The organism is Burkholderia sp. 9779_493, assembly GCF_015712215.1.
Lineage (GTDB): Bacteria > Pseudomonadota > Gammaproteobacteria > Burkholderiales > Burkholderiaceae > Burkholderia > Burkholderia cenocepacia.
Genome location: NZ_JACCQA010000001.1, coordinates 62,345 through 74,018, shown reverse-complemented (window position 1 = coordinate 74,018; position 11,674 = coordinate 62,345). Strand labels below are relative to the sequence as shown.

At 68.9% G+C, this 11,674-nt stretch carries 11 protein-coding genes; 7 read left to right on the top strand and 4 right to left on the bottom strand.

Features of this window, described 5'->3' with window-relative positions:
• Positions 1-2: 2 nt before the first annotated feature.
• Together H0X95_RS00250 and H0X95_RS00245 are read right to left on the bottom strand one after the other, a co-directional pair.
• Positions 3-1,166, bottom strand: a complete 1,164-nt coding sequence (locus H0X95_RS00250) for an acyl-CoA dehydrogenase family protein (protein WP_059721490.1) — start codon at positions 1,164-1,166, stop codon at positions 3-5.
• Positions 1,167-1,204: 38 nt separating this feature from the next.
• A complete protein-coding gene (locus H0X95_RS00245) occupies positions 1,205-2,065 on the bottom strand; it encodes an FAS1-like dehydratase domain-containing protein (RefSeq protein WP_059721491.1) in 861 nt (286 codons plus the stop codon).
• Positions 2,066-2,390: 325 nt separating this feature from the next.
• Between H0X95_RS00245 and H0X95_RS00240 the strand changes: the two genes are divergently transcribed.
• The 7 genes from H0X95_RS00240 to H0X95_RS00210 all read left to right on the top strand — a co-directional run bounded on the left by H0X95_RS00240 (position 2,391) and on the right by H0X95_RS00210 (position 8,960).
• A complete protein-coding gene (locus tag H0X95_RS00240) occupies positions 2,391-2,870 on the top strand; it encodes a MarR family winged helix-turn-helix transcriptional regulator (RefSeq protein WP_006497850.1) in 480 nt (159 codons plus the stop codon).
• Positions 2,867-4,990 carry an FUSC family protein gene (locus tag H0X95_RS00235; RefSeq protein ID WP_006497849.1) on the top strand — a complete coding sequence of 708 codons (2,124 nt, stop codon included), beginning with the start codon at positions 2,867-2,869 and terminating at the stop codon, positions 4,988-4,990. Before H0X95_RS00240 ends, H0X95_RS00235 begins: the two co-directional genes overlap by 4 nt.
• A gap of 34 nt (positions 4,991-5,024) precedes the next feature.
• Positions 5,025-5,237, top strand: coding sequence for a DUF1656 domain-containing protein (locus H0X95_RS00230; protein ID WP_006481008.1), 213 nt, complete (start codon positions 5,025-5,027; stop codon positions 5,235-5,237).
• 1 nt (position 5,238) lies between these two features.
• The gene (locus tag H0X95_RS00225) at positions 5,239-6,216 is read left to right on the top strand and encodes an efflux RND transporter periplasmic adaptor subunit (protein ID WP_059721492.1); all 978 of its coding nucleotides are present in this window, start codon (positions 5,239-5,241) and stop codon (positions 6,214-6,216) included.
• Entirely contained in the window at positions 6,213-7,700 is a 1,488-nt protein-coding gene (locus H0X95_RS00220; protein ID WP_006497848.1) for an efflux transporter outer membrane subunit, read from the top strand. The genes H0X95_RS00225 and H0X95_RS00220 overlap by 4 nt, the downstream gene beginning before the upstream one ends.
• A 168-nt stretch (positions 7,701-7,868) precedes the next feature.
• The gene (locus H0X95_RS00215; RefSeq protein WP_059721493.1) at positions 7,869-8,294 is read left to right on the top strand and encodes a TOBE domain-containing protein; all 426 of its coding nucleotides are present in this window, start codon (positions 7,869-7,871) and stop codon (positions 8,292-8,294) included.
• 75 nt (positions 8,295-8,369) lie between these two features.
• Positions 8,370-8,960 (top strand): nitrogen fixation protein NifQ, encoded by a 591-nt coding sequence (locus H0X95_RS00210; protein ID WP_059721494.1) that lies wholly within the window; start codon positions 8,370-8,372, stop codon positions 8,958-8,960.
• Positions 8,961-9,266: 306 nt separating this feature from the next.
• Here the strand turns inward: H0X95_RS00210 and H0X95_RS00205 are convergent, their stop codons facing one another.
• On the bottom strand, positions 9,267-10,328 hold the full coding sequence (locus H0X95_RS00205; protein WP_059721495.1) for a DMT family transporter: 1,062 nt from the start codon (positions 10,326-10,328) through the stop codon (positions 9,267-9,269).
• A gap of 483 nt (positions 10,329-10,811) precedes the next feature.
• The gene (locus tag H0X95_RS00200; protein ID WP_006497845.1) at positions 10,812-11,483 is read right to left on the bottom strand and encodes a ProQ/FinO family protein; all 672 of its coding nucleotides are present in this window, start codon (positions 11,481-11,483) and stop codon (positions 10,812-10,814) included.
• Positions 11,484-11,674: the final 191 nt, after the last annotated feature.

Sequence of the window (11,674 nt, the reverse complement as noted above, 5' to 3'; positions counted from 1 at the left end):
CGTCAGAACGAGCGCGGCAGGTCGAGGAGGTGCTCCGCGACGTAGGCCAGGATCAGGTTGGTCGAGATCGGCGCGACCTGGTACAGGCGCGTTTCGCGGAACTTGCGCTCGACGTCGTATTCGCACGCGAAGCCGAAGCCGCCGTGGAATTGCAGGCACGCGTTCGCGGCCTCCCACGACGCGTCGGCCGCGAGCAGCTTCGCCATGTTCGCCTGCGCGCCGCACGGCGCGTGCGCATCGAACCGGCGCGCGGCGTCGAAGCGCATCAGGCTCGCGGCCTCGACGTTCACGAACGCGCGCGCGATCGGGAACTGCACGCCCTGGTTCTGCCCGATCGGGCGGCCGAACACGACGCGCTCCTTCACGTACTGCGACACCTTGTCGATGAACCAGTAGCCATCGCCGATGCATTCGGCCGCGATCAGCGTGCGCTCGGCGTTCAGCCCGTCGAGGATGTACTTGAAGCCCTGCCCCTCCTCGCCGATCAGGTTGTCGGCCGGAATCTCGAGGTTGTCGAAGAACAGCTCGTTGGTCTCGTGATTGACCATGTTCGGGATCGGCCGCACCGTCAGCCCGTGGCCGATGGCCTCGCGCAGATCGACGACGAAGATCGACATCCCTTCGGATTTTTTCTTCACGTCGGCGAGCGGCGTCGTGCGCGCGAGCAGGATCATCAGGTCCGAATGCTGCACGCGCGAGATCCACACCTTCTGCCCGTTGATCACGTAACGATCGCCGCGTCGCTCGGCGGTCGTCCTGATCTTCGTCGTGTCGGTGCCGGTGGTCGGCTCGGTCACGCCCATCGATTGCAGGCGCAACTCGCCACTCGCGATCTTCGGCAGATACGCGCGCTTCTGTTCGGCCGAACCGTGGCGCAGCAGCGTGCCCATGTTGTACATCTGCCCGTGGCACGCGCCGGAGTTGCCGCCCGCGCGGTTGATCTCCTCCATGATGATCGACGCCTCGGTGAGGCCGAGCCCCGAGCCGCCGTATTCCTGCGGAATCAGCGCGGCGAGCCAGCCGGCCTTCGTCAGCGCGTCGACGAACGCGTCGGGATAGCCGCGCGCGTCGTCGATCTGGCGGAAATACTCGCCGGGAAACTGGCTGCACAGGTCGCGCACCGCTTCGCGGATGTCCTGGTACGGGTCGTGTTGCGTCGTCTGCATGTCCGTCGTCGATGAAGGAAGAAAGGAAAGAGAGAGCGTCATGCGAGGGTCGCGGTGGCCTGCATCGTCAGCCAGCCGTCGCGGTCCTTCGCCCACAGCTCGATCGTGCGGCCGTCGTCCGACGGCTTGCCGCACAGCGTGAACGGCTGCCCGTCGAAGGTCGGGCGCACCGCGCGGAACGCGAAGCTCGCGAGCGTCGCGTCCGGCCGTTCGCGGTGCACGAGATCGACGAGCAGCGTCGCGATCAGCGGGCCATGCACGACGAGCCCCGGATAGCCTTCTTCCTGCGTCACGTAGCGGCGGTCGTAGTGGATGCGATGGCCGTTGAAGGTCAGCGCCGAATAGCGGAACAGCATCACAGCGTCGGCCGTGACCGTGCGCGACCACGTCTCGCCCGCGGGCGGCGCGACCGGCTTCGGTGCCGGCGCACCTGGCTGCGGCGCGTCGCGATAGACGATGTCGTGCTCCTCCTCGACGCACAGCGCGCCGCCGGATTCGATCCGGTGTTGCACCGTCACGAACACGAGCCGGCCGCTGCGACCCGTCTTGTCCTCGATGTTCGCGATCGTCGATTCGCGCGTCGCGCGCCGCCCCGCACGCAGCGGCGCATGGAACGTCAGGCGGCCGCCGGCCCACATGCGGCGCGGCAGCGGCACCGGCGGCAGGAAGCCGCCGCGCTTCGGGTGACCGTCCGGGCCGAGCTCGGCCAGCGGCGCGATCGGCAGGAAGTAGAGCCAGTGCCACATCGGCGGCACGACGTCGCCGGGCGACGGGCGGTCGAGCGTGGCGGCCAGCGCGTTCAGCGGGAACGCGGTGATGTCGTCGTCGAGCGTTTCGGTCTTGCCGAGCCACGCATCGAGCGATGCGGGCGTGGCGGGCTGCGAGGATGAGGTCGACACGGGTGGAGCCTCCGGTGCGCTTGCAATGACCCTAATATGCACGCCGCGCGCGCGGCCGCGAAGTCGGCTTTGCCGAACCGGGGCTTCGAATTTGCTTAACGCGCGCGGCGGTGCGCCGGGCTGCCGGACGGTTCTCGTCTGACTATTCAATATAGTCGCCGCGCCGGATGTGGACGGTTCGGGGTCGCCCCCTTACGGCTTGACCCCGGCCTGCACGCCGCCTACATTGCTTCAGACGGGCCGGCCGGGCCGCATGCGACGTGTCATCCGGGTGACAAAAAACGATAGTTTGCTATCGAATGTTTTTGCCCCTATCATCTCGCCCATGACCAATCTGCACGACCTCCGCCTCGCCGTCAGCAGCCTGCTCGTGCTCACCGCGCGCAAGTGGCGCCGCACCAGTGACGGCGTGCTGACCGCGTACAACGTGTCCGAGGCCTGCGCGACGCCGCTCCTGATGGCCGGGCGCCTCGGCGAAGGCGTGCGGCAAGGCACGCTCGCCGAACACGTCGGCATCGAAGGGCCGTCGCTCGTGCGCCTGCTCGACCAGCTGTGCGCGGCCGGCCTCGCGCGCCGCGACGAGGATCCGCACGACCGCCGCGCGAAAACGATCTCGCTGACGGCCGCCGGCCGCGCGGTCACCGCGAAGATGGAGGAAGACCTGCGCGCGCTGCGTGCCCAGGTGCTCAAGGGCGTGTCGCGCGCCGATCTGGAGGCGACGCTGCGCGTGCTGAACGCGTTCAACGCGGCCGACCCGCATCCGCCGGCGTCGCGCCTGCCCCACTCCGACGATTCCGCGTCATGACCTATCCGAGCCTTCGCGACTGGCTGTTCTCGGGCAAGACGTTCGCCGCGTCGATGCTGGCGCTGTACCTCGGCCTGTATTTCCAGCTGCCGCGCCCGTACTGGGCAATGGCGAGCGTCTACATCGTGTCGAACCCGTTCGTCGGCGCGACGCGCTCGAAAGCGCTGTACCGCGCGCTCGGCACCGCGCTCGGCGCGGCCGCCGCGATCTTCTTCGTGCCGCCGTTCGTCGAGACGCCGCTCCTGTTCAGCATCATCGTCGCGACCTGGTGCGGCACGCTGCTGTACCTCGCGATCTCCGACCGCACCGCCCGCAGCTACGTCTTCATGCTCGCCGGTTATACGATGCCGCTGGTCGCGCTGCCGACCGTCACCGATCCGTCCACCGTGTTCGACGTCGCGATCGCGCGCACCGAGGAAATCGTGCTCGGCATCGTGTGCGCGAGCGTGGTCGGCAGCGCCGTGTTCCCGAACCGGCTCGCGCCGACGCTGATCGAGCGCACCGACGCGTGGTTCAAGGACGCCGCGTTCTACGGCCGCGAAACGCTGTCCGGGCACCTGGCGGGCAAGGCGCTGTCCGCGTGCCGGCAGCGGCTCGCCGCGACCATCACCGGCCTCGAGTTCCTGCTGAGCCAGTTGGGCTACGACCATGCGCATCCGCGCGTCCTCGCGCGCGCGCAGGCGCTCGCGGGCCGGATGCAGCTGTTCCTGCCGCTGATGTCGTCGCTCGCCGATCCGCTGATCGCGCTGATGCGCGACCTGCACGTGCGCCCGCCCGCGCTCGACGCGCTGCTGGCCGACGCCGCGAAGTGGTTCGACGCACCGCTGCCGGCCGTGCAGACCGACGCGGGCGGCGACATGGCGCACGATCCGGTCGCGGACGACCTGCGCGCGCGCATCGCCGCGCTGCAGCCGCCCGACAGCGCGCTGGCGAGCTGGGACGGCGCGCTGATGTCGAATGCACTGTGGCGGCTGCGCCAGGTCATCGACATCTGGCAGGACTGCCGCTCGCTGCGCGCGCTGATCGCGAACGAATCGGGCGTATGGCAGCCGCGCTACCGGCACTGGCGGCTCGGCGGCACCGAGCGCTTCTTCGATCGCGGGATGATGCTGTTCTCGACGCTGACCGTCGTGTTCGCGATCGTATTCGCGTGCTGGCTGTGGATCTCGTCCGGCTGGCACGACGGCGCGGCGGCCGTCACGCTCGTGGCCGTGTCGTGCAGCTTCTTCGCCGCGCTCGACGAGCCGGCGCCGCTGGTGTTCAAGTTTTTCCTGTCGACCACCGCGAGCGTCGTGTTCGCGGGCCTGTACCTGTTCGTCGTGCTGCCGCACGTGCACGATTTCGCGATGCTCGTGCTGATGTTCGCGGGCCCGTTCATCCTGATCGGCACGCTGCTGCCGCGCCCGCAGTTCAACATGGTGACGATGCTCGTCGCGGTGAACACGGCCACCTTCATCAGCATCCAGAGCGCGTACGAAGCCGATTTCTTCGTGTTCCTGAACAGCAATCTCGCGGGCGTCGCCGGGCTGCTGTTCGCGTACGTATGGACGCGCGCGACGCGGCCGTTCGGCGCGGAACTCGCGGTGCGGCGCCTGCTGCGCTCGGGCTGGGAGGACGTCGCGCGCTCCGCGTCGACGCAGCCGCTCGACGACCAGCGCAACCACGCGTCGCGGATGCTCGATCGCGTCACGCAACTGCTGCCGCGCCTCGGCGCGTCCGACGACCACCGCCATCCGTCGATCGAAAGCTTCCGCGACCTGCGCATCGCGCTGAACGCGCTCGACCTGCGCCGCTCGCGACGCCGGCTGTCGGGCGACGTGCCCGATGCGATCGATCGCGTGCTGGCCGGCGTCACCGATCACTACACGCGCTGCGCGGCCGCGAACGCGCGCCAGCCCGCGCCGCCCGCGCTGCTGGCGACGATCGACGACGCGCTGCGGCGCGTGGCCGGCCGCACCCTGCCGGACGCCGCGCCGACCGACGGCACGGCCGCACCCGCGGTGCCCGCCACGCACCGCCGGCTGCGCGACACGCTGCATGCGCTCGTCGGCCTGCGCCTGTCGCTGTATCCGGCCGCGTCCGCGCAAGCGCCGCAGCCGCCGGACGGAGCGCGCGCATGAGCCGGCTTTCCACCTTGTCCTTCCGACCGCGACCATGATCGGCGAAATCGATATCTTCGGCGTGTTCGTGCCGGCCCCGCTCGTGCTGATGCTGATCGCCTACCTGATCAACATCGTCGTGCGCGCGGTGCTCGAACGCGTCGGCTTCTACCGCCTCGTCTGGCACCGTTCGATCTTCGACCTCGGCATCTACGTATTCGTGCTGGCCGCCGTCGTGATCGTGTCCCACCAACTCGTGGCTACCTAACGTGAAAAAAACCTGGCTCTCGGCAGGGCAAGTCCTGCTCACCCTGATCGTCGTCGTCGTGGCCGGCCTCGTGCTGTGGCGCATCATCAACTACTACATGTTCTCGCCGTGGACGCGCGACGGGCACGTGCGCGCCGACGTGATCCAGGTCGCGCCGGACGTGTCGGGCCTCATCACGTCGGTGCAGGTCGCCGACAACCAGGAGGTCAAGCGCGGCCAGGTGCTGTTCGTGATCGACCAGGCGCGCTACGCGCTCGCGGAGCGGCTCGCCGAAGCGACGCTCGCGCAGCGCCGCGCGACGCTGGCGCAGGCGAAGCGCGAATACGCGCGCAACCTGCAGCTCGGCAACCTGGTCGCGAGCGAACAGGTCGAGGAAAGCCGCACGCGCGTCGAGCAGGGCGAAGCGAGCGTCGCCGATGCGCAGGTGTCGCTCGACACCGCGAAGCTGAACCTGCAGCGCACGACGATCGTCAGTCCCGTGGACGGCTACCTGAACGACCGCGCCCCGCGCGTCGGCGAGTACGTGCCGGCCGGCCGCGCGGTGCTGTCGGTCGTCGATCGCAACTCGTTCCGCGTCGACGGCTACTTCGAGGAAACCAAGCTGCGCGGCATCCATATCGGCCAGCCGGTCGACATCATCGTGATGGGCGAGCCGCATGCGCTGCGCGGCCACGTGCAGAGCATCGTCGCCGCGATCGAGGATCGCGACCGCACGCAGGGCGCGAACCTGCTGCCGAACGTGAATCCGGCGTTCAGCTGGGTGCGGCTCGCGCAGCGCGTGCCGGTGCGCGTCGTGCTCGACGAGGTGCCCGACGACTTCCGGATGATCGCGGGCCGCACCGCGACCGTGTCGATGCGCGGCGCCGACGCGCGCCGCAACGACAACGCGAAGCCGGCGGGCGCCAGCACCGCATCGGCGAGCGCGCCGGTTCCGGCCGCGTCCGGTACGGCCGCGAGCGCCACCGGAGCCTCGCAATGAAGCGGCACGGTCTGCGCGTCGCGGCAACGCTCGCCCCGCTGGCGCTCGCACTCGGTGCGTGCAAGTCGGTCGGCCCCGACTACACGCTGCCGCAGCACGCGTACGTCAATGCGCCGCTCGCGAATCATGCGCTCGACGACGCGAACGGCGCGCTGGTGTCGCGCGACGCGGTGCCCGGCAACTGGTGGCAGCTGTACGACGACCCGGTCCTCGACGGGCTCGTGCGCGACGCGTTGAAGTCGAACACCGACCTGCGCGTCGCCGCGGCCAACCTCGCCCGCTCGCGCGCGGCGCTGGTGGTCGCGAACGAACAGGGCGGATTCTCGGGCGGCGCGGAAGCGGCCGTGCAGCGCGCGCAGGAATCGGCCGAGCAATACCTGCTCGAAAACAAGCTGCCGGTCGTCAACGAAGGCACGGTCGGCATCAACGTGTCGTACGAGCTCGACCTGTTCGGCAAGCTGCGGCGCGGCGTCGAAGCCGCGCGCGCGGACAGCGAGGCCGTCAAGGCGGCCGGCGACCTCGCGCGCATCACGGTCGTGGCCGACGTCGTGCGCGCGTACGTCGAAGCGTGCTCGGCCGGCGACGAACTGGCGATCGCGAAGCAGTCGCTCGCGTTGCAGCAGCAGCGCGTGAAACTGTCGCAGCGGCTGCGCGATGCCGGACGCGGCAACCAGACCGACGTGACGCGCGGCGTGACGCAGGTGCGCACGCTCTCCGCCGACATTCCGCGCTTCGAGGGCCGCCGCAAGGTCGCGCAGTATCAGCTTGCCGCGCTGCTCGCGCGCGCGCCGGCCGATCTGCCGAAGGCCGCCGCCGAATGCGAACGCCTGCCGAAGCTGCGTCAGCCGATTCCGATCGGCGACGGCGCCGCGCTGTTGCGCCGCCGCCCCGACGTGCGCGAAGCCGAGCGGCAGCTCGCCGCCGCGACCGCGCGGATCGGCGTGGCGACCGCCGCGCTGTACCCGTCGGTCAGCATCGGTGCGTCGGCCGGCTCGGTCGGCGTCGCCGCCGATCTGTTCTCGTCCACCACGAATCGCTGGTCGTTCGGTCCGCTGATCAGCTGGTCGTTCCCCGTCAACGGCCAGCGCGCGCGCGTGCGCGAGGCCGAAGCCGCGACGGGTGGCGCACTCGCGCACTTCGACGGCGTCGTGCTGAACGCGCTGCGCGAAACGCAGTCGAGCCTCGCGACCTATGCCGCCGACGTGCAGCGTACGGACGCGCTGCGCACCGCGTACGAGTCGGCCCGCAATTCCGCCGCCGAAACCCATCGTCTCTACGCGGCCGGCCGCGAATCGTTCATCGCCGATCTCGATGCGACGCGCACGTTGACGAGCGTGCAGGCGCAGGTCGCAGCGGCCGAAGGCCAGGTCGCGGCCGACCAGGTGCGGCTCTTCCTCGCGCTCGGTGGCGGGTGGGAGAGCGACGGCGCGACGGCTGCCGGCTCCGCCGCCGCGACGCCCGCGAGCGGCCCGTCAGCGCCGTAGCGTCATCGCCGCCGGCACGAAACGCGCGATGACAGCGAGTTTTCGTGATGCGCGTCATGGCATCCGCTGGGCGACGCCCACCCGCGTTGCCGGTACACTGGCCGATGCATTTCCATTCATCTGCTGCCGCAGCCGGGCCGGCCGCGGCATCCACCTCGGAGAATCATCATGCGAACCAGCGCCCGCAACCAATTCGCCGGCCAGATCGGCGCCGTCAAGCCCGGTGCCGTCAACGACGAAATCACGCTGCGCACGCAGGACGGCCTCGAGATCGTCGCCGTGATCACCCACGGCAGCGCGGCGTCGCTGGGCCTCGCGGCCGACACGAAGGCGTTCGCGCTCGTCAAGGCATCGTCGGTCATCGTGATGGTCGATGTGGACAGCAGAAAGGTGTCGGCGCGCAACTGCGTGACGGGCACCGTCGCGTCGGTCGCGAAGGGCGCGGTCAATTCGGAAGTCGTGATCAAGGCCGCGGGCGGCGCGGAGATCGTCGCGATCGTCACCAACGACAGCGTCGATCGTCTCGGCCTCGCGAGCGGCACCGCTGCGTCCGCGATCTTCAAGGCGTCGAGCGTGATCGTCGGCGTCGAGTGATCGTGTGACGATCGCGATGGTGATACGTCGTGCACCTCGCATGCGTGCGGCCTGGTTCCCGTCCGGAGGCTGACGATGACCGCTTCGGCCGATCGCACATACGAACAGGCGTTGCAGTCGCTGCAATCTGCGGCAGCCAACGCCGACGTGCCCGATGCCCGGTTGTTCGGCACACTCGTTGCGGCACGCGCGGGGCGTAACGAACTGACGCTGCTGGGCTTGTCTCCCGACCGGTTCGCCTGGCTGCTGGCCCGGCAGTTTCCGCATCTGCGATCCGCCGATATCGCCGCACTCGCGCCGACGGTCACGCCGCCAGCGCTGCCGGCCACGCACGCGGCATTCGTCGCGACGCTGCACGCGCGGTTGATGGACGACGCGAATCCCGCGGTCGCTCGCGACGATGCCGACTGCCTCGCCGCGATCATCGCGCATGCGTGTCTGCGCCCCGATCATCTGTGGCGCGACCTCGGGCTCGATGGGCGCGACGCGGTATCCGCGATGCTCGAGCGCTTTTTCCCCGCGCTTGCCGCACGCAACGTCGCGCATCTGCGCTGGAAGAAATTCCTTGCGCAGGAAGTGGCCGCATCGCTCGGTGTGGCGCCCGGGCCCGCCCCCGGATGCCCGGGCTGCGAGGATTTCGGTTTCTGCTTTCCTCGCGCGCGATAATCGGCGCGGCAACGTACGTACCGTCGTCTGTTTCGCCGCGTCGCTAGCGAGAACCTGCCGTTACGCGACTTCGACGCCACATTCCGCTTCCACGAGCCGGCATCGCGCGCAACATCGACCGAATGATCGTCGAACGCGCGATCCGGTTAACGGAGCGCATTCCGCACCCTCAACGCGACCCGGTGACGAGCGGCCTTCGAAGTGCGGTCGCCGGCACATGCGTCGACGACCTGTCGACGACCGGCTGTCCGCGTTTCCCATAAACGGTCACCTTGCGACGCGCGACACGCATTGCTCACGACACGATCAATGCCGATGCCGGTGATGAATATCCGGAAAATGCGCATGGCTGTGCGTGATCGGCAAATGCACGTGCGGATGCGTGTGCGGTTCGTCGCCGTCATACGGAAAATCGTGCGAGTGCTGGTGATGGTCGTCGTGCCGATGCCGGTGCGTATGCTCGAGCCGCTCGTGCTCATGCGCGTGCTCGTGCCGTTCGCGCACGTGCAGCCAGATGCCGAGCGCCATCAGCGCAGCTGCGATCCAGAACGTCGCGGGCGGCAGCGCGGGCCAGATCAGCAACGACAACACGACCCCGAACAGCGGCGCGATCGAAAAATACGCGCCGGTGCGCGCGCTGCCGAGATGACGCAGCGCGACGACGAACAGCACGAGGCTGATCCCGTAGCCGCCGAGCCCCGTCAGCATCGCCGCGGCCGTAACCGGTATCGCGGGCAGCGTCGCGCCGGTCGCCAGCGCGATGCCGATGTTCACCGGCCCCGCGATCAGCCCTTTCAGGCACGCAATCACCATCGCGTCGTTCGCGGCCACCTTGCGGGTCAGGTTGTTGTCGATCGCCCAGCACAGGGACGCACCGACGATCAGCCACGCGCCGACCGGCACGCCGGCGCGGTCCCGCGTCCACGACAACAGCGTGCCGCCGGCGACGATCGCCACCATGCCGACGAATATCTGCGTATCGACGTTCTCGCGAAACACGACCCACGCGATCACCGCCGTCAGCACGCCTTCGAGATTGAGCAGCAACGCGCTCGTCGCCGCCGGCGTGCTCGACAGCCCGAGCATCAGCAAAGCCGGGCCCGCCACGCCGCCCGCCGCGATCGCACCGGCCAGCCACGGCAGATCGGCGCGCCGTAGCGGCGCCGCATCCGCGGCCGGTGCGCGACGGCTGTGCCAGCCGCGCAGCAGGATCCCGATGCCGAGCCCGATGCCGCTGCCGAGATAGAACAGGCCCGCAACCATGAACGGCGACATCGCGCCGATCAGCGCCTTGGCAAGCGGTGTCGCGGCGCCGAACAGCGCAGCGGCGGCGAGCGCGACGAAAATCGCGGAATGTCTCGGGTTCATGATCCGGGTTGTATCGACGTGGATGAAGCCGAGCGTGACTCGGGGCCGACGCGGGCTTGCCTTACTTTTCGAAAGGCTGCTTGTATCGCGGCGATTGGCTTGCCCGCAGTCCGACGATCCAGCCGTGATTATCGCGCGCCGTTTTGTCGGGACGGGCACACGGGACCACGCGCGCGTCGATCGACGTTTTCCACGCCATCATTTCGTAAAACGAATTATCTGATCGACGCACCCGATTAATCGGTGATGCGTATTATTTACGTTCCATCAGCACGGTCGAAATATCGTGCGCGCCAGGATCGAACGTTGTCCGTCCGGTCGCGTTGATTGTTCGACGAGAGAGGGGAATGTACCGGCCGGATCGGCGCCGGTGAAGGCAGTCCCGACCTGCCTCTGTCGAGGCAAGTCGGTCTGTCGTGTGATTCATCGCATGCAACCTGCATGCGAGCACGCGCCGTACGGTCGACGGCAGCGCAGTGCGGATTACTCGTTGCCGGCCGCTTGCTGCTCGACCTGCGGCGCGACGTCGGTCTGCACCTTCGTTTCCGCTTCGGCTTCCGCCGGTTGCGGCGCGGCAGCTGCCTCGGCCTGCTGCTCGGCCTTCGGCTGCTGCGGCGCCCCCTTGGCCGACTGCGCCGCGCCCTTGTTCGGGCGGCGAGCCTTCAGGCGGCGCGCACGCGCCGCATCGTCGTGCGTCACGCGCCCGGCTTCGTTGCCCTGCAGGTCGACGCGCACCGCGTCTTCGACGAGGCAGGACCAGTAGCGATTGCCACGGCACCATGTCGACATCGCTTCGCGCAGTTCGGCTTCGTTGAGGCCGACGGCCTGCGCTTCGCGGGCGAGATCGTCCCAAATGCCGACCTTGAGCGGCACTTTGGGGGCCGGATTCTTCGGGAACGCGCGCGGAAACTTCCGCTGCAGTTTGCCGATTGCGACGATGACCGGATCGACCGGCGCCGACGGCTTTGCCGAGGCAGGCTTCGCCCGATGCTGCGCCTTCGCGCCGGCACCCGGCTTGGCGCCGCGGGACGGCTGGTCGCCGGACTTCGGCTTCACACCAGCGTCCGTCGGCGCTGCCGGCCGCTTCGCGTTGCGCTCCTGCTTGGCCTTCGCTGCGAGCTGCGCCCGCAATTCGGCAAGTTGTTCAAAACCCATAAATTCAATCCACCAGGAATATAAGGTGTGGTTCGTGCGGCCATGCCGCGCGGCACAAAAGCTTCGCCGCCATGCGCGCGGCCGGCCTGCCGCCGGTGCGGAATACTACGGGGCCGCATCGCGCACGCCACTCTGTTTTCAGGCACCCGGCCTCGATGCCGGACAAGGCAGGAGTGGAAGTATACCGGTAC